Annotated in this window: 20 protein-coding genes; 11 read left to right on the forward strand and 9 right to left on the reverse strand. The window is 37.5% G+C overall.

Going from position 1 to position 24,221, the window contains the following annotated elements; genetic code table 11:
• Window positions 1-152 precede the first annotated feature (152 nt).
• From AC0L6O_RS14690 to AC0L6O_RS14700, 3 genes are all read left to right on the forward strand, one after another.
• Complete coding sequence (locus AC0L6O_RS14690) at window positions 153-1,526, forward strand: glycosyl hydrolase (protein WP_473303391.1); 1,374 nt, start codon at window positions 153-155, stop codon at window positions 1,524-1,526.
• Window positions 1,523-2,971 (forward strand): oxidoreductase, encoded by a 1,449-nt coding sequence (locus tag AC0L6O_RS14695; RefSeq protein ID WP_473303393.1) that lies wholly within the window; start codon window positions 1,523-1,525, stop codon window positions 2,969-2,971. Before AC0L6O_RS14690 ends, AC0L6O_RS14695 begins: the two co-directional genes overlap by 4 nt.
• A 205-nt stretch (window positions 2,972-3,176) precedes the next feature.
• Window positions 3,177-3,944 (forward strand): 3-ketoacyl-ACP reductase, encoded by a 768-nt coding sequence (locus tag AC0L6O_RS14700; RefSeq protein WP_473303394.1) that lies wholly within the window; start codon window positions 3,177-3,179, stop codon window positions 3,942-3,944.
• A 69-nt stretch (window positions 3,945-4,013) separates the two neighbouring features.
• Here the strand turns inward: AC0L6O_RS14700 and AC0L6O_RS14705 are convergent, their stop codons facing one another.
• The 5 genes from AC0L6O_RS14705 to AC0L6O_RS14725 all read right to left on the reverse strand — a co-directional run bounded on the left by AC0L6O_RS14705 (window position 4,014) and on the right by AC0L6O_RS14725 (window position 10,485).
• Complete coding sequence (locus AC0L6O_RS14705; RefSeq protein ID WP_473303395.1) at window positions 4,014-5,432, reverse strand: hypothetical protein; 1,419 nt, start codon at window positions 5,430-5,432, stop codon at window positions 4,014-4,016.
• Window positions 5,433-6,071: 639 nt separating this feature from the next.
• Window positions 6,072-6,479, reverse strand: coding sequence for a 3-coathanger stack domain-containing protein (locus AC0L6O_RS14710; protein WP_473303397.1), 408 nt, complete (start codon window positions 6,477-6,479; stop codon window positions 6,072-6,074).
• Between the two features lie 408 nt (window positions 6,480-6,887).
• A complete protein-coding gene (locus tag AC0L6O_RS14715) occupies window positions 6,888-9,461 on the reverse strand; it encodes a S8 family serine peptidase (RefSeq protein WP_473303398.1) in 2,574 nt (857 codons plus the stop codon).
• 159 nt (window positions 9,462-9,620) lie between these two features.
• Entirely contained in the window at window positions 9,621-10,289 is a 669-nt protein-coding gene (locus AC0L6O_RS14720; protein ID WP_473303399.1) for a hypothetical protein, read from the reverse strand.
• Between the two features lies 1 nt (window position 10,290).
• A complete protein-coding gene (locus tag AC0L6O_RS14725; RefSeq protein WP_473303401.1) occupies window positions 10,291-10,485 on the reverse strand; it encodes a hypothetical protein in 195 nt (64 codons plus the stop codon).
• A 609-nt stretch (window positions 10,486-11,094) separates the two neighbouring features.
• Between AC0L6O_RS14725 and AC0L6O_RS14730 the strand changes: the two genes are divergently transcribed.
• On the forward strand, window positions 11,095-12,384 hold the full coding sequence (locus AC0L6O_RS14730; protein ID WP_473303402.1) for a hypothetical protein: 1,290 nt from the start codon (window positions 11,095-11,097) through the stop codon (window positions 12,382-12,384).
• A gap of 84 nt (window positions 12,385-12,468) precedes the next feature.
• Here AC0L6O_RS14730 and tnpA read toward each other — a convergent pair whose 3' ends face one another.
• On the reverse strand, window positions 12,469-12,903 hold the full coding sequence (gene tnpA / locus AC0L6O_RS14735) for an IS200/IS605 family transposase (protein WP_473303403.1): 435 nt from the start codon (window positions 12,901-12,903) through the stop codon (window positions 12,469-12,471).
• Window positions 12,904-13,033: 130 nt separating this feature from the next.
• Here tnpA and AC0L6O_RS14740 point away from each other — a divergent pair, with 130 nt between their 5' ends.
• The 7 genes from AC0L6O_RS14740 to AC0L6O_RS14770 all read left to right on the forward strand — a co-directional run bounded on the left by AC0L6O_RS14740 (window position 13,034) and on the right by AC0L6O_RS14770 (window position 22,181).
• Window positions 13,034-14,275, forward strand: a complete 1,242-nt coding sequence (locus AC0L6O_RS14740) for a hypothetical protein (RefSeq protein ID WP_473303404.1) — start codon at window positions 13,034-13,036, stop codon at window positions 14,273-14,275.
• Window positions 14,276-14,366: 91 nt separating this feature from the next.
• Window positions 14,367-15,005 carry a TetR family transcriptional regulator C-terminal domain-containing protein gene (locus AC0L6O_RS14745; protein ID WP_473303406.1) on the forward strand — a complete coding sequence of 213 codons (639 nt, stop codon included), beginning with the start codon at window positions 14,367-14,369 and terminating at the stop codon, window positions 15,003-15,005.
• 3 nt (window positions 15,006-15,008) lie between these two features.
• A complete protein-coding gene (locus AC0L6O_RS14750; protein ID WP_473303407.1) occupies window positions 15,009-16,319 on the forward strand; it encodes an ABC1 kinase family protein in 1,311 nt (436 codons plus the stop codon).
• Entirely contained in the window at window positions 16,316-16,927 is a 612-nt protein-coding gene (locus AC0L6O_RS14755) for a flavin reductase family protein (protein WP_473303409.1), read from the forward strand. Before AC0L6O_RS14750 ends, AC0L6O_RS14755 begins: the two co-directional genes overlap by 4 nt.
• 802 nt (window positions 16,928-17,729) lie before the next feature.
• Entirely contained in the window at window positions 17,730-20,228 is a 2,499-nt protein-coding gene (locus AC0L6O_RS14760) for a DUF7133 domain-containing protein (RefSeq protein WP_473303411.1), read from the forward strand.
• A 25-nt stretch (window positions 20,229-20,253) separates the two neighbouring features.
• Window positions 20,254-21,324: a sugar phosphate isomerase/epimerase family protein gene (locus AC0L6O_RS14765; RefSeq protein WP_473303412.1), complete on the forward strand. Its 1,071-nt coding sequence runs from the start codon at window positions 20,254-20,256 to the stop codon at window positions 21,322-21,324.
• Window positions 21,325-21,419: 95 nt separating this feature from the next.
• Window positions 21,420-22,181, forward strand: a complete 762-nt coding sequence (locus AC0L6O_RS14770) for an SDR family NAD(P)-dependent oxidoreductase (RefSeq protein ID WP_473308531.1) — start codon at window positions 21,420-21,422, stop codon at window positions 22,179-22,181.
• A gap of 44 nt (window positions 22,182-22,225) precedes the next feature.
• Here the strand turns inward: AC0L6O_RS14770 and AC0L6O_RS14775 are convergent, their stop codons facing one another.
• The 3 genes from AC0L6O_RS14775 to AC0L6O_RS14785 are packed head-to-tail and all read right to left on the reverse strand — an operon-like array spanning window position 22,226 to window position 24,114.
• Window positions 22,226-22,741, reverse strand: a complete 516-nt coding sequence (locus AC0L6O_RS14775) for a DUF1572 family protein (RefSeq protein ID WP_473303413.1) — start codon at window positions 22,739-22,741, stop codon at window positions 22,226-22,228.
• A gap of 5 nt (window positions 22,742-22,746) precedes the next feature.
• Window positions 22,747-23,604 (reverse strand): DUF72 domain-containing protein, encoded by an 858-nt coding sequence (locus AC0L6O_RS14780; RefSeq protein WP_473303415.1) that lies wholly within the window; start codon window positions 23,602-23,604, stop codon window positions 22,747-22,749.
• A 57-nt stretch (window positions 23,605-23,661) separates the two neighbouring features.
• Entirely contained in the window at window positions 23,662-24,114 is a 453-nt protein-coding gene (locus AC0L6O_RS14785) for a GNAT family N-acetyltransferase (protein ID WP_473303416.1), read from the reverse strand.
• Between the last annotated feature and the right edge of the window lie 107 nt (window positions 24,115-24,221).

Below are 24,221 nucleotides of genomic sequence, written 5' to 3' on the forward strand. Positions count from 1 at the left end.
TTAATTACTTAGGGCACGATTTCAACCCTCTATAAGAAAAATACATTTGGTACCCATTGTCAAACTTGACTTGGATTTAATATCCAATGCCATATTTCTTCTATTAGCGGCTTTGAAGCAACATTTTTACACTCAAAAAAGCAGCACTATCAATGCAAATTGATTTCAACCTTAGCCCTAAAGATTTACAATCAAAACTGGCCGACTTTTGGAAATTATCTGGACAAAAGATAATTGATATCGAGAAAAACTACGATAGCTCTAAAGGTGCTCCCGTTTTCACGGTCAATGGAAAATACTCATCAAGAGGCTGGACTGAATGGACCGAAGGTTTTCAGTATGGCTCGGCTCTCTTACAGTTTGAAGCCACCGGCGATGAACAATTTCTAAAAATTGGAAAAGACAACACCGTTAATAAAATGGGCTCTCATTTGACCCACATTGGTGTGCATGACCACGGTTTTAATAATATTTCTACCTACGGAAACCTTTTAAGGTTTATGAATGACGGCTTAATTCCTTTTAATGAATGGGAAGCCGAATATTATAAAATGGCTCTTAAAGTGAGCGGTACAGTTCAGGGAGCTAGATGGACAGATACTAAAGATGGCGGCTACATATATTCTTTCAACGGACCGCATTCCCTTTTTGTGGATACTATAAGGTCGGTAAGGATTTTAATGCTAAGCCATTTTATGGGTCACCAGTTTAAAGGTGAAAATGACCAAATCATAAGTCTTCTAGAAAGAGGCATTAAGCATATTATGGCTACCGCCAAATACAATGTGTATTACGGAGAAGGCAGAGACAAATATGACGAATGGGGACGCACGGCACATGAGTGTATTTTCAATGTCAATGATGGCAACTTCCGTTCGCCAAATGCACAGCAAGGTTTTAGTGGCTTCACCACTTGGACCCGTGGTTTATCTTGGGCTGTTTGTGGTTTTGCAGAGGAATTAGAATTCTTCCAGAAAGTACCTGAAAATGCTTTTCCTGAAGCCTACCCTAAAGCGGAGTTAATTTCCCTTTTAGAAAAAGGAGCAAAAGCCACATGTGATTTCTTTATTGAAAACACCGCTAAAGACGGAATACCATATTGGGATACTGGAGCACCTAATTTATACAAACTAGGCGACTACAAAGCAGTAGATTCTGACCCTTATAATGATTTTGAACCGATTGATAGTACTGCAGCAGCTATTGCCGCTCAGGGCTTACTTAGATTAGGCAAAATTCTTAATGAAGACAAATACACCAAAGCAGGTTTAACATCTGCAAGGGCTCTATTAGGTAGTCCTTATATTTCAGAAGAAACTGCACATCAAGGCATTTTGCTTCACAGCATTTATCATGAACCAAATGGTTGGGATAATGTACCTGCTGGTCAAAAAATAGCTTGTCATGAGTCTAGCATGTGGGGAGATTATCACATGAGAGAATTAGCGATTTATATTGACAAAATGATTAAAGGAAAACCAGATTACGCATTTTTTAACTGCATAGAAGAATTTAGAAACAAATGAGTAAAAAGAACAAAGCAAAATATCCGAAAATAGCTCAACTTAAAACAGCTGAAAAGTTTACTGAGCATTTAAACGAGATTGGAGCAGAGCTACCATTTAGTCATAAAGTAGAATCTGGCGATTCTTCTGTTTTTGCAGAAAAAATAAAATTAAAATCTGGCTCTGAAATAGGTAACAGATTTTGCATACTTCCAATGGAAGGCTGGGATGGCACCACAGACGGAAAGCCTAGTGAAAATACTAAACGCAGATGGAAAAATTTCGCTGTTAGCGGAGCCAAATTACTATTTGGCTGTGAGGCCGTAGCAGTAAACCCAGAAGGAAGAGCCAACCCTAATCAGCTAATGATCAATGAGGCTAACTTTCAAGATTTCAAAGACCTCCACAAAATGCTATACGAAGAGCATGGAGCACAGTTTGGCGAAACGTCAGATTTAATGGTAGGCCTGCAACTCACCCATTCGGGGAGATTTTGCAAACCTTACGACAAACACAAGATGGAGCCTAAAATCTTGTACTATCACCCTGTTTTAAATGAAAAACAAGGACTAGGTGAGGATTACCCAATTCTTACCGACGAATACATTGACAGCCTAATTCAAGATTATATCAAAGCGGCCGTTTTAGCTCAGAAAGCCGGTTTTGACTTTGTAGACGTCAAACACTGTCATGGTTATTTAGGGCATGAATTCTTATCTGCTTATGACCGTCCAGGAAAGTATGGCGGAAGCATGGAAAATAGAACTCGCTTCTTGAGAGATATAGTGGCGGGAATAAAAGCTGCCGCTCCAGGCTTGCAAATGGGGATTAGATTAAGTGCTTTTGACTGGATTCCTTTTAAAGCAGATGAAGATGGTGTTGGAGTACCTTTCAATGATAAGAAAAGCTATAAATATGCTTTTAGTGGTGCAGACGATGGTCTTTCAGAAGATTTAGAGGAAACTTTTCAATTTATCAAACTAGCCCAAGACTTAGGCATAGAACTAATATGCGTCACCGGCGGAAGTCCATATTACAACCCGCACCTTACAAGACCTGCAATTTTCCCACCTTCTGATGGTTATTTACCACCTGAAGACCCGCTTATAGGCGTGGCACGTCAAATAAATGTAACAGCACAGATAAAGTCTCAATTCCCTGAAATGGTAATTATTGGTTCGGCGTACTCTTACTTGCAAGAGTGGCTTCCAAATGTAGCCCAAAGTGTTTTAGATGATAAAAAAGCAGACATGGTGGGTTTTGGTAGAATGGTTTTAAGCTACCCAGAAATGCCTGCAGATATCATCAAAGGTGAAGTGGTAAAAAGAAACAAAATCTGTAGAACTTTTTCTGACTGTACCACAGGACCAAGAAACGGTCTTATTTCAGGCTGTTTCCCACTAGACCCATATTACAAAGCTATGCCAGAAGCAAAAGTAGTTAAGGAGATTAGAAGTAAGATGTAGTATTTTGAAATGATTCAATGTTCTAAGGATTCAATGATAAAAGGAGATAATTTCTAGAATTTTTGTTGCAATGCATCAAGGATTAAATGCTCCAAGGATGCAATAGATGAATTAAAACAACTATTTGAGCATTGAAACATTTCCACATTGTAGCATTCTCAATGCAAAGAAAAAAAGCCCGTAGCTAAAGGCTAAAACAATAAAAATGAAAGTAGCATTAATAACCGGAGGAAGCCGAGGAATAGGCCTAGGTATAGCCAAAGCATTAGCCGAAAAAGGATACAGCCTAGCCATAAACGGCGTTAGAGACGAAAGCGGAGTAACTGAAGTTTTAGATGAATTAAAAGCCTACGGTCAAGATGTAATCTACTGCCAAGGTGATATTTCTAAAGCGGAAGACAGAGAATCAATTATTCAAAATACGCTAAAACATTACGGCCATTTCAATGTTTTGGTTAATAATGCCGGAGTAGCTCCTAAAGTGAGAACGGACATGTTGGAAATCAACGAGGAAGAGTTTGATTACATCATGAACATAGTTCAGAAAGGCACTTACTTTTTAAGTCAAAAAGGTGCTAATGAGCTAATCAAATTAAAAACAGCAAACCCAGACTTTGAGGCTTGTATCATTAATATCACTTCTATTTCTGCCAGAGCCGTATCTGTAAACCGCACACAATACTGCATGGCCAAAGCCAGCTTGAGCATGATGAGCAAGAGTTTCGCTATCAGAATGAGTGAATATGATATTCCTGTATATGAAGTTCAGCCTGGTGTCATAGAAACTGACATGACTGCCGGAGTAAAAGGGAAATATGAAAAAATGGCTAAAGACGGACTTATTCCGGAAAGAAGAATGGGAACACCAAAAGACCTTGGAACTATAGTAAGTGCTTTAGCCACAGGACAAATCCCCTACACCACAGGACAAATTATAGCTCCAGATGGCGGGATGGGGATTTTGACTTTGTGAAATTTGTAGTACTTAGGCACACTTTTTAATTAAGTTCTATAAATTATCAATTGATTTAATGATTGTATCTTATTTAAGTTCTATAGTTTTAATCAGCTGCTGGGTCACCTCACGAATAAGCTCCTTCCTATGATTCAATAGCTTTTGTTTTCCTGCAATGCTGGAAACTCCCTCAACTAATAAGTTGGGTTGGACATTCGGCTCACTAACCGTATAAAAGTATTTCCAATCCAATGATGCTTCTGATGGAATCTGGTTTGTTTTATTTTCAAAACCCTGTATTAAGCCTTTTCTCTTATTTTCTAATGACTCAATGCTTTCTTGGATATCTGCTTTATATTTATCTACTTGATATGGCTTGTCGAACTTCTTTCGGGTAATTGCTTTTTCATATGCTGTATTTAACTCTGAATTAGAATATTCTAACTTATTAAACAGGTTCTTTAATTCAGCATTATGTTTTCTAATTGCTGCATTTATCATTTCTGAATTTGAAACTTTACGCTGAACATCAAATGATATTTTGATAGGCTCCGCAGCCCATGATTCCAATTGATATGAGCCCAACCAAACTATACTACCAGTTTTGACACCAATCATCTTCGCATTAAAATCAACTCTTAACCATTGCGAGGCTATACTTGACGGCAATGCTGATGGTAAATCTCCAAAACTAAGTCCTGGATTATCATTCATAAAATCTTTAACCTCTGGCTGCTCTTGAAAAAACAGTAATTGATTACCGGCATCTGAAACAACTACTTTATTAATCTGTAATAAATAATCCGCTTGATCTTCGCCAGTTTGTGCCGCACGAATAACTTCTGCTATGTCGTTCATTTCATCCTCTGTCCTTTTTTTTCCTGGTAAACCAATTTGACTTAGTTTATCAACATCCCCAACCCTTTCTATATAATCTTTTTGTGTTATCTTACCTGATGTTAACTCCTCTTCAAGCATATTTTTAACAACATCATATTCCTTGTTTTCAAGTAATTTATCATAATTTGAATACCAGTAATATCTGTTATCATTTGCTCTATCTCTTAGGTCTCTTAGTTTGGCTTCAAATTTTGAACGATCCAAAACATTAAAACCTTTTCTAAGCAGAGCACCTTCTATAGCTTGTTCTGCATCATTATAATAACCGTCTGTTCTATAAATCTCAGATTCACTACGAGAATTTGAAACCTGTTTTGCATCCGAATTTTTACCAGCTTCATCTGGTACACCTATTATTACAGACGGTCTAGATTTTTGTAGTTTAGTTTCGAGATTATTGTAAAAATCTTCTGTGCTTGGCTGCATCTTTTTGAATAATGTAAATGCCAATTGTTTCCGCTCTAAAGCAGGTACATTACGTTCAGCTAAGTAAGAAAGTTTAGGCATTTCTGGTATGTCTGGTTTGTTTAAATACAAAGGCTCAAAGTACTTTGAAGCACATCCAGAAATTAATAAGGGCAATGCAATTAGTATAAGTTTTTTCATGTTTTTTTTTACGTTTTTAAATTTTATTTAATCCTTTACAGATTCTATTATTTAATATTTTTGAATTCGTAACCATTTGATTATATGGAGTCAGCATTGTTCACCCTACCCAGAAAACTATATTTCTGCCTTAATAATTCTCATATTCTGCCTGCTTAAAAGCAATAAAATCGACATCAGCATTCCAGATATTATTACCTTCTGTGACGATAAATTACCATTTACTCTCTGCTAAGCCTAGTCTCTGTTTTAATTCTTTGCATTTTATTGGTGGCTTAAATCACGTATCAAAGCTTGAATTTATTCATCCCACATACCACGGGAAATAAACCCATTTTAAATAGGGTGTTTTTCACCTATGTATAGACAAGCCAAAAGAATATATTTCCAAAAATGAGATTAAACACACCGAATCGGCGTATTTTTCAAGAATTAAACTATGCAACAACTTATAAACTAGTTTAAGACATAATGACTATTCTTATTAATTCTGTGCTACTCAGACCAAATCATAGCTCTTGATGGTGGAATGAGGGTTTTGATTTTGTAGTGTGATAGCGGGTTTCAAGAATAGCAAACTAAATCCACCTTCTCTTTTTATTTACCTAAAATTTCAAATCAAAGACCCAAAACTACACTTCAGTTTCTTTCATATATCAACAAGCGAATTATTCCATCTATGCAAGTTTTAATTTCGGCACTAAATACATTGCTGTTAGTAGCTTCAAAGCCATTATTTAATTCGATATAATTTCCTGCAGAAAACTTCTGGCTGGCAGAACCGCTTAGTTTTTCTTTAGATTTTATATATTCTATTGCTTGGGTATTTCCGTAAGAATCTAAGACTGGCGAATACGAAAGAGAGGACGGAACAAGCTTTAGTGAACGTGTTGCACTTGGGCTTCCTAAACAACCATTTTCCTTGCATTTAACACTATAGTTCAGCTGTGATAAACTGTAGTTTTCGGAGGCTTCAAAGGCGTTTAAATTGCGGCCGCTCACTCCAGCATCAGACCAGATATATTCACCATTGCAACCTGAACCCAAAAAAGAAATATTCCCATTATCGCAGCCAAGCGAATTTAATTTATTGCATTGCTCAAAAGAATAAAATTCGTAGTACCTATAATAATTGATTCCAGAATTATATATCCTTTGTCCGAATAAATGAAGACGTATTATTCAGAAAGACCTTTCCCCAAACTAGCTCTTCCTTATGAACATAATTAATCTCTTCATCACTAATCCCCTGAAAATCATAAGATAAGATGGCGTTTTCAAGGTTAAATTCCTCTATCTCTGGCAATAGCACTCCTATACTTTACCAAGACGTCCTCTTTGCAATTGTTAATTACGGGTTCCAATTTAAGCTCACAAGAGCATAGAAAGAACAAAATAAGAATCGTTAGTAAATACCCCATTAAAGGGTTCTAAATTTACAACCATTAAAAACAGCTACTCCATACACCCACCCATTTCTGCCAAGAATACAGCCTCACCACTACTAATAGCAGAGAAGCCGGGTTTTAGAGTTACCGAACGCCCGGCCTTGTAAGCAACCTTAGCGTTACCCGTGATTTTATTGGCTGCCAGAATAGTACCTATCGTGCTGCTTGCTTCTTTCAACACAATGCCTGAGCTATAATTATCCGCCATGCTTAGGGAAAGTGATTGCGGACATGGAGGGGGGCTGGGGGCTAAGGTAACTAAGTAATCTTCAACTTCACCATAAGTGAAATTTTCACAGGCAGATGGCACTGCATTGAATTTCATGCTAACACGCATTCTGGTATTACTTTGTATTATTCCTGAGGGGATAGTAAATGAACCAATAGCTGGCGTGTTTTGTGTAGGAGCTTGAGTCCAAACCTGCTCACCAGAATCGTCGAAGTCTCCATCTATATTATAGTCTATCCAAACGGAATAGCCTTCGGAATAAATAGTTCCGGTCCAGGTAGGTGTTACAGATATTGAATACGATTGACCTTGGGTTAGACTTGTAGAAATATGGGTAAAGTCAGAATAAAACTGGGGCCCAGAACTATTTTCTATGGTATTTAATTGTACTCTGCTTATATATTCATCACTATTATTAGAACTTGAAGAGTTACAGTAAATTAATTGTGTCGTCACAAAACTAACAGAACTGCTGTAGGGTGATGTTGAGTTGTCTCCACATTTACTTCTCACTTGAACATCGTAGGATGTTTCAGGAGTAAGTCCAGTTAGGTTAGCAGAGTTTGTTCCAACAGTCATTGTTTTCCATGATCCACCTAGTTCTCTGTAACGCAATTCGTAGGAAGCCTCAGGAACAGAGGTCCATGCAATGGTTGCTGCAGTACCAGAAAGAGTAGCTAAAGCTACATTTGCTGGCGTAGTTGCATTACATTCAACAGCCGTTCTGGGTAATCCAGTCATGATTAACGAATAGTTTTGACTTCCGGTTGTTAATAAACCTTTATGAGTAACTGTTACTGTATAAGTGCCGCTAGCATTTGTTACTTCTATACGCTCAAAAGGATCTACATCATTATCTCCTTTGCCATTGGTAGTTACTCCAGTTAGTTTCCAAGGGGTATAAATCGTACCGCCTTGAGAAACTCTTATGTCTAAGTCATTTACCAGTCTAGAAGTAGGTGAATTTGTAACTGTTGTAGCTGTTCCTGCTGGATCTGTCCAAGACAGTGATGCAACGAAGTCATTAATGCCATCAGAATCTACAGTGACTTGATAAGTTTGACCCGGAGACAATGTTAATTCACTAATTTGAGTTCCGTTCCCATTTTTACTTAATGTTTCTGCAGCACGTTTTGCATTTAATAACCCCCAACCGTAAACTGCATCTGGTCCATTTGGTCCAGCATCATCAGCGGTATGAAGTGCTAATCCTTTCAAAGTGGCTGCACGCATAAAATTTCCGTTTAAATTATTTGCGTGTTGCTGCAATATCAACAATGTGCCTGCAACATTAGGCGAGGCCATAGATGTTCCTGTGATACTTTGGTAATCAGTATCATTGCTTTCGAAAGTAGAATAAACCCCAGTTCCATTCCCTGTAATATCCGGTTTAATTCTGAAATCATCAGTAGGTCCTTCAGAACTACTACTATTAATCGAGACTGATATCAAATTACCTGCAGCATCAAGATTAGCATCTTGTGCATTAGCCACAACCATATTGTTTTTTGAAGTAGAATGCCCTGTTAATTTATCATATGCCGAATTACCTGCTAATGGACTGCCGTTATAATTAGTGTTACCGTCATTACCAGCTGCCACAACCATTAGGTAATAAGGTGCATTATACATTAAGTCATCCCAGTCTCTTGATCCTGTTATGTAAGCTCCGAAAAAATAATCAGGTACAAGATCTGCTCTAAAACCATAAGAATGGTTTGAAACTAACATCCCATTATTAGCTGCAGCTGTTGCTTCGGGTAAATCACTATTCCAATCATATCCTATTGCTTGAGCTTGTGGTGCCATCCCTTTGGCTGCAGATTGAACTCCCGAAGCAATAATTGTACCTGTAACGTGGGCTGAATGATAATGTAATGTAGATGAACCATCTCCAATAGAAAAGCGATTATTTCCTCCTGGACCATCGTATTCCTGATGAGTTGATCTTGCCAGGCCAGCGTCCCAAACATGTGCCACCATGTTTTGACCATCAAGAAACAAGCCTAGAGAACCTCCTAAGTTAAGATGGTCTGTTCTTGTTGAACTTGCAGCATCATAATTAGATGTTTCATAATAAATAGGAGAGCCATCGAGAGCTAAACGTTGTAATTCTGCATATTTGCCATTTTCTTCGATTATTATAGGCCAATTATTTACGTCAGCTGCTTGTAAAGCTGCTTGCTTTTCTTTTTGTGCCTTAGCATTAAATTGTTGTTGTAGTTCTTTAATTTTATTCACATTGTAAGAATTTGTAATTTTAGTTCTTTCTTGATCAGTTTGCCCATAACTGGCGGTAGAGAAAAGCGTAATCAAAATAATTATTCTTTTTAAGTAGTAAAGTCTATTCATTTTTTTATGGTTTATAAATGAAATAATATGTTAGATTTAATTGTTAGTTAAGGATACTAACTGTTTCTTGTCCACTCAGTAAACCTGCTCATTTCCCGCAAGCAAATAGTACCGTTTGTTTCGGTGAAGCTAGGCTATAATTCTACCGAATGCCCAGCATTATTTACGTACTGCGAACCAAGTGTGAAATTGCCTACTATAAAAATTCCACGCAGCGTCAAAATCCATATTATCTTCATCTCTTATGATGCCTGGATAACTTAAAATTACACCGCTCTCATAATTAACGTTAAGCACAAACTCCTCATTCCTCATAATAGAAAACAACGATCTTAAATTGCCCTGAGGGCCATTAAAAACAGCTTCTTGATAACCAGTGAATTTAACTTCCCCTATCAAAGTATCTCCTTTCAAAATACTGGTAAATATCCAAGTCGTTCCTACCAAGCCCTTAGTGTTTTGCTTTATTTCTTCTCCATAAATTACCCCTGTGGTTGTTTTTACAAATGGACGAATTGAATACTCTGTATCATTACTTAGATTTTCTAGAACCACCCCACCTGTTTTATTAGAAAAATACCTCGTAGAATCATCAATACTGGCTAAACTTGAGTAGTTTCTATTTGCAAAGCATATACCAAATTCCCTGTTACTTTCTTGCAAGTTTTCAAAATTATACTTCACCTCCAATTCATTATAATTGATGGTGCTTTCAACAATAGATGCAGATTGAATAATTTCAGGAACCACTTCTTCCTTTTCTGATTCAGGACAAGCTTGAAGAATAAAGGCAATAACTGGAAGGGATAATACTTTTAATAATTTCATATCATTTCGTTTTATTAGATGTAGTTTTTAAGAATTTAGAATAGTTAGATAACATAGCTTTTAACTCATTCACCTCTTTAGAGAGTACTGCTAGTCCTTTTAATTGCTCATTTTCTAGTTTCAAATCAGACGTTCTTTTTTCCAATGCTTTAATAGCCGCAAAACTTACCCCATCAAAATCAGCAGTATTAATCATAGTATCACAGCCTAAGACACCAATATCATCTTTGCCAAAATGATGATAAAAATACTTTTTTCATGATATTATAGTTTTTCGATTAACTTTTGTTAAAACACCCAATCTTCTCCTACTTACTTTTAGTTTACTTGCATTTTTCAGTAATACTTCTTTTTCCACTCCCTGCCCAAGTACACTTTTTACAAATTCAGGATTCAATAAATGTGATTTGTGATTCTTATAAACGAGCATAGTTGTTGTTCATGCCTTTCAAGAGTTAGGCTAGAAACCAACTTTCGGCCATTTCTCAAATGAAACTCTGTTTAGTTCACCACGCCCTTTAGAAAAACTATATCGCGGCTATCAGGGTATTTTATTTTTTGTGGTTTATTATCATGTGTCAAAGTTTGAATTTATTCATCCCTCATACAAGATGAAAATCACCCATTTCAATTAGGGTGTTTTTCCCGTATGTATAGAGAATTCAAATGAAGATATTTATGAATCGCTAGTCAATACCCCGTTCGGTGTATTTTTAACTTAGAGAAAAAAGTGGAGATGATGGAATATGTATTTTTGACAATCACCTAGAAGATGATTAATATTCTTTTCTATTAATTTAGCCAAATGAAAAAACTCCTAATACTCTTCATCGCAATAACCGCCTGCCAAACTCAAAAAAACACCAAACCAGAGCTAGATAAACTAGCTACGGAATATGTCAAACTTGGTTTGGAGATTGGGCAGCAAGATGCTGATTTTGTAGATGCTTATTATGGCTCAGATAGTTTAAAACCTGAGCCTGTGGAGTATGAAACATTTCCTAAAGATGAGTTTTTAGAAAAGATTACTTCGCTTCAAGACAACTTTAAAATCTATTTGAGTGCGGAGAAAGATAGCATCAATATCAAAAGAGCCAATTACATCAGTGCTCAGCTAAACGCTTATGCGGAAAGAGTTAGAATAGTTGGCGGTCAAACTTCTGACTTTGACACAGAATCCAAGGCTCTTTTTGGTGTAGAGGCTCCTCATTATGATACTGCTCACTTTGACGAATCTATTGATAAGTTAGATGCATTTTTAGATGGTTCGGGAAGCTTACAAGACAGATTTCAAAGTTTAGCTTCGCGTTTTATAATTCCAGTTGAAAAACTAGATACCGTGATGAAAGCTGCTATTGCGGAAGCTAGAAAAAGAACCCACAAGCACTACCCTATTCCTGCAAATGAGAACTTCAGCCTAGAATTTGTCACTGATAAAGCTTGGAGTGGTTATAATTGGTACCAAGGAAACTTCACTTCTTTGATTCAGATAAACACCGATTTCCCTATTTCCATAGAGCGTGTGATTGACGTAGGCAGTCACGAGTCCTACCCTGGGCATCATGTTTTTAATATGTTGCTAGAAGAAAACCTTTACAATGAACAAGGACTTATTGAAACCAGTATTTACCCCCTTTTTAGTCCACAATCTTTGATTGCCGAAGGCTCTGCCAATTATGGTATTGACGTGGCATTCCCTGGTGACGATAAAGTGAAATTTGCAAAAGAGGTTCTTTTGCCACTTGCTGGCTTAGATACCACAGGAATTACTAATTACTTTGCCGCCTTAGAACTTGTTGGCGAATTAAACTATGCTGGAAATGAAGTAGCCAGAGGCGTGCTCAATGGCACTATGACAGATGAGGAAGGAATAGACTATCTAATCAAATACGGCTTTTACAGTCCTGAAAAGGCCAAACAAAGAATAGCTTTCACAAAAAAATACCGTAGCTACGTAATCAACTATAACTACGGAAAAGACTTGGTCAAAAACTACATAGAAAGCAAGGGAGGAACGGCTGATAATCCGCAAAAAAGATGGGACTTATTTGGAGAATTATTGAGTAATCAGGTATTGCCTGTAGATTTAAAATAGACCAATTATTCGTACAAGCCATGCCGTAAAATAAACCACTATGGACTGAAAGTCCATAGTTTTGAGTCCAGACTGAAAGTCTGCCTATTCGACGATAAAATTAGTATTATTACTCTCATTTGGATTTCTATGATGATCCAAATACTCGTTAACCATTTCATCGGTAATATTTCCAGTACTCCAACAACCAAAGCCTATTGCCCAGAAATGGCGACCCCAGTAACGCTTCTTCAATTCAGGAAACTCCATTTGCAACTTCCTCGATGAACGTCCTTTTAGCAGTTTAACCAATTGACTTATCGACTGAGAGGGACGGTATTCCAGGTGCATGTGTACATGATCTTTTGAAACGACTCCCTTCAATATTTGAACTCCTTCTGCCTCACAAATCTGTATCAACAAGGTACGACAACGAAGCTTGATATCCCCACTTAGAACTGCATGGCGATATTTTGTTGACCACACTATGTGAACTGTAAGTCTGGAAATACTATGCCCGTTTGATCTTTGAAAATCCATATACCAAAATAGCACATTTTTAGAAGCTGAAAGCGAAATGCAATAAATTGCATAGTTTTAACTATTTCTGAGACCAATAAAACATTATGTTTTAAATAGTGTTTTTTTCATAATTGCTTTAAAATGCAATATGAAAACTAGCCATCTATTAAAGACAATCCTATTCTCAATATTTACTATTCAAATTGGTTTTGCCCAGTCTGTAATTTTAGATCCTTTAAATGGCATATTTGCAAAATCATATCAAGATTCGTTAGCTGGCACTAGAATAAATATAAAGTCTAAGTTGTATAACGAGGAAATAAGTTTTTATTTATCTGGGCGTAAAGTTGCTAATTTCAAGGATAATACATTTCAATTAAATTCAAATGGAAATGACATTTTTATTGGAGATTCTGTTGGACTAAATGATGATGGCTCTTTCCATTATAATGTAGCCATGGGCTATCACGCTTTTAAAACAAACACCACTGGTCGTGGCAATGTTGGAATAGGAAGAAGTTCTCTCGAAAAAAATGAATCGGGTTCGCATAACGTATCAATAGGTGCACTTAGTCTCTCGGCAAACGAAAATGGTGCTAATAATACATCAATAGGCTCTCACTCAATGTTCAAAAATACAACAGGTTATTATAACACTTCAGTAGGTAGTGAATCATTATATCATAACGTAAGCGGTGAAAGCAATACCGCCATGGGAAACTTTTCAATGTTTTCCAATTCTTCGGGTAGCGTAAATACTGCAATTGGAATGCGTTCATTATTAAAACTTAAGTCCGGTAGTCGTAATGTTGCTTTAGGATATGATGCAGGTCGATTAGACACATTAGGAAATAACAACGTTTATATCGGTGCGGAGTCAGGGAGCTCTTCGAACCTTTCTGATAGATTTTCACGGGACGGTAGTATTTTTATCGGTAACAGCTCGGGAGCCCTTGAAATAAGAAGCAACCGACTCTACATAGAAAACTCAAGTTCAAAAACACCTCTTATCTATGGAAATTTTGAAGATGATAGCCTAAAAGTAAACGGAAATCTAGAAGTAACTGAAAATGTAAATACTACTGGCTTCACCCAACTAGGTGATGAATCCCCTGCTATAAAGCTTAAAACCATAATAGCCACTTCTCCTGTTACCGAAGGTGGTACTGAAAGTATAGCCCATGGTCTTACGGCAGCTCAAATTATCAATGTATCCGTTTATATAAATAACAGTTCTACTAATTTCATTCCACCTAATTATCATGGTGGACCAGATTACGAATATGATTACTACTTTAACAACACAAGCGTAGTCATAAAAACCATGGCTGCAAACTCCGCCAATGTATTAAACAAACCCCTCAAAATATTAATTACTTATACCGAGTAGTTTGAAGAGAGTAGATATTTTGTTTAAATAAATTTAACTTTTGTTAAACTATTTAGATTTTTAGGGTGTTTCTATAATAAACCTCAGAAACATGGCAAAAACTAAAAAATCTATCATTGACCTTTATATGAACTGGACGCTTGAGCATGGCTCAGCACCTGAAAACATATACCTTTTTTGTAAAGAAAATAAAATGGAGGAATCGGACTTTTATGCCGAATATGCCTCCTTTAAGGCAGTAGAGAAAGCTGTTTTTTCAGCCTTCTTTCAGAAAACCTTAGAAATGCTTCATGCGAATGAGGCCTATCAAACCTACGCTCCTAAAGAGCGACTTCTAAGTTTCTACTTTACATTCTTTGAACTACTCACAGCAAACAGAAGCTACGTGCTTCAGTCATTGCCAAATTCGGCCGTAGAGTTTGACAAACTAAGTAAACTGCAAGATTTAAGAATTCACTTTAAGGCTTACGCCAAAGAGATTTTTACGGAATACATCAGCACTGATGTGAAACGTTTGGAAAAAATAAAATCTACTACATTTCAGGAAGCATCATGGGCTCAGTTATTGTTTATCATGCGTTTTTGGGTGAAAGATGAATCCCCAAGCTTTGAGAAAACAGACATTTTCATAGAAAAAGCCATCAACGCCACTTTCGAGTTGGCAGATAATCCTCCTTTAAAATCAGTCATAGACTTAGGCAAATTTCTTTACAAAGAAGCCATCTCATAAATTATGAAAACCATTGACAGTATTCCCACGGGGAAAATAAGTAGAGCAGCTAAACTAGTTAAAACAGGAGTAAAAGTTGGTGGTAATTACCTTAAGTACTACGGCAATAAACTTGTTGACCCTGAATTAGATAAAGAAGCTTTAAACGCTAGTAATGCGGAAGACATTTACGATGGCTTAAAGGATTTGAAAGGTAGTGCACTTAAAGCCGCTCAAATGCTGAGTATGGAGAAAAACCTTCTGCCAAGTGCCTATGTAGAAAAATTCTCCTTATCGCAGTTTAGCGTTCCTCCCCTTTCAGCACCATTAGTTAGAAAAACTTTCAGAAAGTACTTTGGTAAAAACCCTGAAGAAATATTTGATGAATTTTCAGAAAACTCGGTCAATGCCGCTAGTATAGGGCAAGTGCACAAAGCGGTTAAAGACGGAAAGAAGTTAGCCGTAAAAATTCAATATCCTGGCGTGGCAGATAGCATTTCATCTGATTTGGCCCTAGTCAAACCTATAGCCGTAAGAATGTTTAACCTTAAAGGAGCCGACTCTGAAAAGTATTTTAAAGAGGTGGAAACCAAACTAGAAGAAGAAACAGATTACTTATTAGAGCTAAAACAAAGTGAAGAGGTAGCCAAGGCATGCGGGCATATCCCCAACTTAAATTTCCCCCGTTATTATGAGCAATACTCGACCGACAGAATATTGACCATGGACTGGATGGATGGCCTTCACTTGTCTGAGTTTACCAAAGTCAATAAAGACGTCACCCTTGCCAATAAAATTGGGCAAGCCTTATGGGATTTTTACATGTTTCAGATTCATGAATTGCGTAAAGTCCATGCCGACCCACATCCGGGTAATTTTTTAATAAACGATAAAGGAGAGCTAACCGCCATTGATTTTGGCTGTATGAAGACCATTCCAGAGGAGTTTTATACGCCCTACTTTAAACTTGCTAAGCCAGAAAATATTCATAATACTGACTTATTTAACAAGAGTTTACGTGAACTTGAAATTATACGTGAAGATGATTCTCCCGAAGAAGCGGCCTACTTTTCAGAACTATTTAGCGAACTTCTTGGGCTATTCACAAAACCATTTAACCAAGAGACTTTTGATTTTTCAGACAAAACTTTCTTTGACCAAATAGCCGCTCTAGGTCAAAAATATGCCAAAAGTACAGAGCTAAGAAAAATGAACGGAAACCGAGGAAGCAAACACTTCTTATATATCAATAGAACATTCTTTGGTCTATATAGCTTACTGCACGACCTTGGTTCTAAAGTAGAAATTAATGCCTACAAACTTGTCACTGCATGAAACACATAAATAAGTCTGAATTTGAAGCATACGAGCGGCTGTACAAAATCAATTTACTAAACTCCTGCTCTGGTTTCAAATCAGCTAACCTTATAGGAACCCGCTCTTTGGAAGGTATTGATAATGTAGCCATTTTCTCCTCGGTAACTCATCTCGGTTCTTCTCCGGCACTTTTAGGTTTTATCATGAGGCCTACCACTGTGCCACGAAACACCTTAGAAAACATTATGGACACGGGTTTTTACACTATAAACCATGTTAGCACCTCCATTTTGGAGCAAGCCCACCAAACCTCCGCGAAATACGCCAAAGAAGTTTCTGAGTTTAAAGAAACAGGTTTAAACCCAATTATTCGAAACGGCTTTCATGCTCCTTTTGTGAAAGAATCTCCTGTACAAATGGCAATGAAATTTGTGGAAGAGGTGCCCATTAAAAGGAATGGTACCATTTTAGTCATTGGAGAAATCCTTGACATCTACTTTGAGGATGAAATACTAGAAAATGATGGTTTCTTAAATTTGAGTGCTGCGGGGGTATTAGCTATTAACGGATTAGATGCGTACTGCCAGCCATCGCTGATACAACGTCAAAGCTACGCTAGACCTTAATGCTTATCGCTTAGACTAAACACTGTAGATAAGTACTTTACCACAATGTCCACTACCCGTAAATAGCTAAAAATCAAGCTTTCCATATATATAAGTAGTCAAAATTTACTGTTTGGTCGCTTGATAAGGACAATATCGGCTCTTACACTTTCAATATTTCTTTATGTATTAAGCCAATAGCAATTGATGTTTTTTGGTCAGTTATTTGTTACCAACATTTATATAATTCTTAAGTAAACTTAATTGTTTCGCTTATTTGTCAGGTTAAAATTTAATAAACATCTACTAATAAAACACCTTTTGAATCACCCCCTATTCAGTTGAATAAGGGGTATTTTTTTGTTCAGTAAAATGAGCCTTTAAAGTGGCCTTGTAGATTCAATAAAAAAGACACAGTTATATCCGAAAAGCAAACCTATATATACTCAAAAATTAAAGACGTCCAAAATATGGGCTAAGCACTTCGTTTAGACCATTTTTGGAGTAGATTTTGCAATAAACAAGTTATAATCTATTACACGATTTGAATTTTACAAACTTTACGCTCGCTCTTTAATTAGAGATTAGGTCCATACACTTTTAAAATCTTCACTCAGCAAATGCTCTCTTGACATTATGTCAAGGGAGTTTTTTGTTTTACCACCAAAGGTTTTCCCCTTGATTTAGATTTCCTACATCTACCCATTCATAGTTTTTATCCAAAAACTAATTAGAATTTGAACATTTTAAGCTTTCTAAGAAGCAATCTTGCGAGACAACTTGTAAATTGGTTTATCAACCCATTCCAAGACAGTTTCACCCTATGAAATTCAATTTAATTGCCACCTTTCTGGCAACATTTCTTCTATTTGGCATGAAGAGTTCAGAGGAGCCTTCACTACCAAAAAGCCCTGAAGAAGAAAAAGCTTCATTCGAATTGGCCGAAGGCTTTAATATTGAGCTTGCTGCTGCAGAACCATTGGTAGAAGACCCTGTCCTTATAAATTTTGATGAAAAAGGAAGAATGTGGGTGGTGGAGATGCGAGCCTACATGCCAAACATTGACGGAACGGGAGAAGAAGAACCTATTGGGAGAGTTTCCTATTTAGAAGATGTAGATGGTGATGGCGAATTTGACAAAAGAACTACGTACGCCGATGGTTTGGTATTGCCCCGTGCTCTATACTTCTATCAAGACGGCGTATTGATTGCTGAAAACATTCCCCTTTGGTTTTATGAAGATACCAATGGTGATGGAAAAGGAGATAAAAGAACTTTGGTAGACAGCACCTACGGTGGCAATGGCCTTCCAGAACACTCTGCAAACGGGCTTTTACTTGGATTGGATAATTGGCTTTATAATGCCAAATCAAAATATAGGTATAAACGAGATGGTGACAAATGGATAAAAGAAGAAACAGAATTTAGAGGGCAGTGGGGAATAGCGAAAGATGATTTCGGGAAATTATATTACAACTATAACTGGTCGCAACTACACGCCGACCTCGTGCCACCAAACTACTTTAATAGAAACCCAAACTATGAAAGTTCTTCTGGAATTGACCAAGGATTGGCCGTAGATAGAAGTATTTATCCTATCCACCCTACGCCTGCGGTAAACAGAGGTTATATACCTGGTGTACTTGACGAAGACAAAAAATTGATGGAATTCACCTCCGCCTGTGCACCTTTTGTGAGTCGAGATAAAGAGTATTATCAAAGTGATTTCTATGGAAATGTATTGGTTTGCGAACCTGCCGGAAACCTTGTCAAAAGAAATATCATCACCGAAAATGGCAACTATTTAAATGCGGACATAGCCTATGACAAAAAAGAATTCCTAGCCTCTTCTGATGATAGATTCAGGCCTTCTTATATAACTTCTGGGCCTGATGGAGCCATTTATTTGGTAGATATGTACAGAGGTATTAGTCAACACAAGGCTTACATGACGGAATATTTGCGTGAGCAAACACTCAACAAAGGACTAGAAAAGACTATTCATCTAGGAAGAATATGGAAAATAACACCAGATGGTTTTAAAAGTCCTACTAAACCTACGGAAGATTTAGGCACACTAAGCAGTGAAAAATTAGTGGCCTATTTAGGTCATCCTCTAAGCTGGTATAGAGACAATAGTCAGCGATTATTACTGCAACAAAACAGAACAGATGCTAAGAAGTCGCTAGTCAAATTAGCTAAAAAAGGAGACGTCTCTGCTCGTATAGCCGCTCTCTGGATTTTAGAAGGACTTGATATACTAGATACAGAGTTATGTCTAGCACTTTTAACCGACAAAGAACCAAAAGTACAAGCGAATGCCCTTCGTATTTTAGAACCAGCTGCCTTAGAACACCCAAAAATCAGAGCTTCTATTCAAAAGATATTGCGTAGTGTAGATACCGAAAACAACATACTCGCTCTCCAGGTATTACTCTCTTCCACTTCATTTGATGAAAGCTTTGCCATCAAAACTATTAGTCATGTTTTGGCTCAAAACGGCTCTGACTTACTTTTAAGAGACGCCGCTCTGACTGCTCTCAATAATAGAGAATTTGCCCTGATTAAATATATCAATAGCGACCCTGAATGGGATGAGGTATTAGATTTCAAGCAAATTATACTAGAACAGCTTTCTGGCATTTTGGTCAAAAGAAAGGATTCTAAAGAACTTGCTGCCTTTTTTGAATTAATGCAAGGTGTAGACGGTTGGCAAAAAGATGCTTTTCTTATGGGTGCTTCTTTACAAGCCCTCAGTACTGAAAGCAAGCCCATTGCCTTAGAAGAAATGCCTGAAATATTTAAGCAGGATAAACTAAGTACCATCAAAAACTTAAAACGAGGATTTAAATGGCCTGGTAAAGTCATGGCTAAAACAGAAGAAACCGACCGCATTAAACTTGATGCCGACGGCATGAAACAGTTTGTGGCAGGAAGACAAACGTTCCTTACCTACTGTGCCGGCTGTCATGGTTCTGATGGTGGTGGCATGAAACGTTTTGCTCCGCCACTGGCAGGCTCCGAATGGGTAACTGGCAATCCAGAACGATTAGCACTGATTCTCTTACACGGTATTGAAGGTGCTATAACCGTAAAAGGTAAGGTATACGACACACCAGACATTTTACCCGTGATGCCTTCACATGCCAGTTTACCCGGACAAGATATGGCAAACGTCATGACCTATATCAGAAACGAATGGGGACATTCTTCAGAACCTGTGTCTCCTAGAACTGTAGGTATACTAAGATTAACCAGCCAAGGCAAAGTGGTACCATGGACACCCGAAGAACTCAATGCTAAAATGGCTGAAAAACCCTAAATATTCAACCCTATAACTTACAAACATGAAGACATCTCTTAACCGCCGTTCCTTTATCAAAAGCACTGCTCTAGCAGCCACCGCCACTGCATTACCTACCTTAAGCTCCTATAATGTAGCACCCAATCTTGTAGGAATTTCAGTAGCATCTTACCATTTAAGATTTAGAGATGGCGGAAGCACCGCACATCCTACTTGGAACGGAGCTTTGCCAATGACTAAACACCTCAGCGGATTAGGTGTAGGTGGTGGTCAAATAGGCGTAAGAAACTGGGATGCCAATTATATCAAGCAAATTAGAGATTTGAAAGAATCTTCTGGCATGTGGCTAGAGGGGCAAATAAGAATGCCAAAAACAGAAAGCGATTTGGCAGCTTTTGAAACCAACGTAAAAGCTGCAAAAGAAGCGGGCATAGAAATAGTAAGGGTAGCATGTTTAAGCGGAAGAAGGTATGTCAATTTTAAAACACTAGAAGACTGGCAGGCCTTCAAAAAAGCATCATTGAAGTCAATCAGACTAGCTGAACCAGTGATGAGAAGGCATAAAATGAAACTAGCCATAGAAAATCATAAAGACTGGACGGCAGATGAATTGGTCCAAATACTGAAAGACTATGACAGCGAGTACCTTGGCTGTAATTTAGATACGGGTAATAACATTTCGTTTATGGAAAACCCTTATGACGTGGTTGAAAAACTAGCTCCTTACACCATGACTACTCACTTTAAAGACATGGGTATAGAAGAGTATGAAGACGGTTTCTTACTCTCAGAAGTCCCTTTTGGTACGGGTTTCTTAGATTTAAATAAAATGGCAATGACCATCAGAAAACATAACCCTAGCGTTAAATTTAACCTAGAAATGATGACCAGAGACCCATTACCAATTCCTTTTTTAACCGACAAATATTGGGCTACCTTTGGTAAAACCACAGGTAAAGATGTGGCTAAAAGCATTAAACTTCTTAAAGAAAACTATAATGACAAACCATTGACCAGAACAACTGGCAAAACTTTTCATGAACAGTTGGCTTTAGAAGAAACCAATCAAATAGCCTGTTTAGACTTTGCTAGAAAAGAGCTAGGTCTTATGTAAGAAATCAATTCTGTCCGACAATCGGGCAACAGTAAAATTTTATAACACTCAAAACAGAAATACTTGTGAGCAACTCTAGCGAAAAACTACCTGGAATGAAACTTTTTGACCTAACTGGCAGAGCCGCCATTATAACTGGTGGCTCCAAGGGCTTAGGTTTGGCTATGGCAGAAGGCATAGCCGCAGCAGGCGGAAACGTCCTTTTAGTATCAAGAACTCAAGCAGAATGTGATACCGCTGCAGATAAAATCAAAAAGCTTTACGGCACAGGTGCCATTGGCTTTGCGGCTGATGTTACCAAACAAGCCGACATGGAAAACATGGCAGCCCTTTGTTTAAAAGAGTTTGGTAGTGTCGATATTCTTATAAACTCTGCTGGTATCAACATAAGAGGAGCGATTGACGAACTTAGCCTTGATGATTTCACCAAGGTGATGGACATTAACGTGACAGGAACTTGGCTTGCCAGCAAAGCCGTTACACCCATCATGAAGAAACAGAAGAAGGGCAAAATCATCAATTTGGCAAGTACACTTGGCTTAGTTGGCTTAGCTAACAGAACGCCTTATACAGCCTCAAAAGGTGCCGTAGTAAACATGACAAAGGCTTTAGCATTAGAATTAGCTCTTGACAACATTAATGTAAACGCCATCTGTCCTGGACCATTTTTGACAGAAATGAATGAGCCTATAAAAAATACAGAAGAGGGTAAAAAGTTTATCGTAGGTGCCACGGCAGTAGGCCGTTGGGGCATTTTAGCCGAAATTCAGGGTGTTGCCATGTTTTTGGCATCAGATGCTTCTAACTACATGATGGGCTCTTGCCTATTAGTAGATGGTGGCTGGGTGGCTAGGTAATAAAAAAACAGGAAAGCCGCTATCGAGACAGCGGCTTTTCCACTTTACTTTGAAAACATAGCCTTATTAAAAGCCTTAGAGCCATCTTTAGGAACTGAAAGACTTTTCCAGTCTGCCCCTTTTATCATTCTTCCTATATACATTATTTGACCTACGTGCGAGGAGTAATGCCCTAGCTGCCTCATAAAAGCATCTGCCACAGAATGCTCTTCCCTTCTAATGTATATTGGTGTATTTATATTCTCTTCTGTCACAGTATCTAAAGCTTCAAATAGGCAAGCCCAACCTGCTTCCCACTGACGAAGCATTTCTTCTTTATTGGCATAATCTCCTTCAAACTCACCATCTCTATCTCGCCAATCTTTCTCTCCATCCGTATTCAAAAAATCAGTCCAGCGAGAAAGCATATTGCCATGCATGTGTTTCACTATAATGGCTAAAGAATTACTTTCTTCATTATATTTCCATGAAATATCTTCATCCGAAATTTGAGCAAACGTTCTATCGCCTAGTCCTTTATAATTTTCAAATTGTTTTCTAAAAAGCTTTATAATTTCCATATCTATTAAGCAGGTATTATCAAATTAGCGTCAAATCGCTGGTTAAATTTTTCAATAAAGTATTTTGACAACAGTGGAGACTCCTTCTCTATATTCTGATGTACAAAGAAGTAAAGTTGCTCCATGCCTTGAGCTTTCCATTCGGCTATTCTATCTAACCAATCATCTAGCCTTGGGTAGTCGGAGGCATGATTCGCTCCTACGTACCTTATAAAAGCCGTTGGTGTGGTCATTCGCATATGCATCAAATCTCTTCTGCCCGCGGTGTCAGTCAAAATATTTGTCACATTATTTTCTTCAAACAGGCTATAAACCTCATTGGCCACAGCAGCATCTTGAAACCAATCGGTGTTTCTTAATTCTATAGCTAAAGGAATATCGGCCGACCAGCCATTGACAAATTTAACCAACCTATCCATATTAGCTGGTTTAAAATTATCATGTACTTGAAGAAAAGTCATTCCAAGTTTATCATCAAAAGCTCTAGCCGTTTCGGCAAACTCCCCTACCGGAATAGTTACATCATTAAGTCTTTTAATATGACTGATGTAACGTGGCACTTTTGGAAAAAACTTAAAACCCTCCGGTGTTTTATCGTACCAAGTTTTAGCTTGAGCAGGAGCGTAATTATTATAAAAAGTAGCGTTAAGCTCTATGGAATTAAACTGGGTCGAATAATACGTCAGTTCATCTTTTGTTCCTCTCGGATAAAAACCTTTTAAATCTCCTCTATTCCATTTGGCACAGCCTACATAAGTTTCAAGAGGCTTTTTGCCACTTTTAAAAACCCTTAAAGTTTCTGGGTGGTCTTCTGGCAATGTAAAATCTATTAGTTCGGGATTAGGTACTCCTCCAAATTTCATATCGTTCGTTTGTTATTATGCTTCAATTTAACGCTTCAAAATCTTCTTAAAAAGTCTTTAGTTGTTTTCTCTAATCATGATGCAATGCGGAATCCCATCTTCCATATAATCTTCTCCTATTTCCTTAAAACCTAAAGCCCCGTAAAACTTAGTCAAATGCTTTTGAGCTCCTATTTTGATAGGGTGTTCACCATAAATTTCAATACATTTTTCAATTGATTTTTGCATCAAATCGCCACCAAAACCATATTTCCTAAATTCTGGATGTGTAATAACCCTCCCAATGGCCGTGAAGCCATCAAAATATTCATTCAAGCCAAACAAACGTGTGTATGCCAAAAGCTTTCCATCCTCATTTTTTCCCAAAATGTGGAATGCCTTTTGGTCTTTAAAGTCTATATCTTGATAAACACAGTTTTGCTCTACCACAAAAACCTCGGAGCGTAGTGCTAAGATTTCATAAAGCTCATTTAAAGCTAATTCACTAAACTTCAAGCACTTCCAATTCATCGTAATATTTTTTCTATTCGTCATCTAAATTTTATCTTTGCTCATTTTGAGATCATACCCTAGTATTCCTAACTTGCGGGCATAGTCGAAAAAAAAGTTATAAAAAA

It is taken from the genome of Arcticibacterium sp. GJ41-1, from assembly GCF_055808875.1.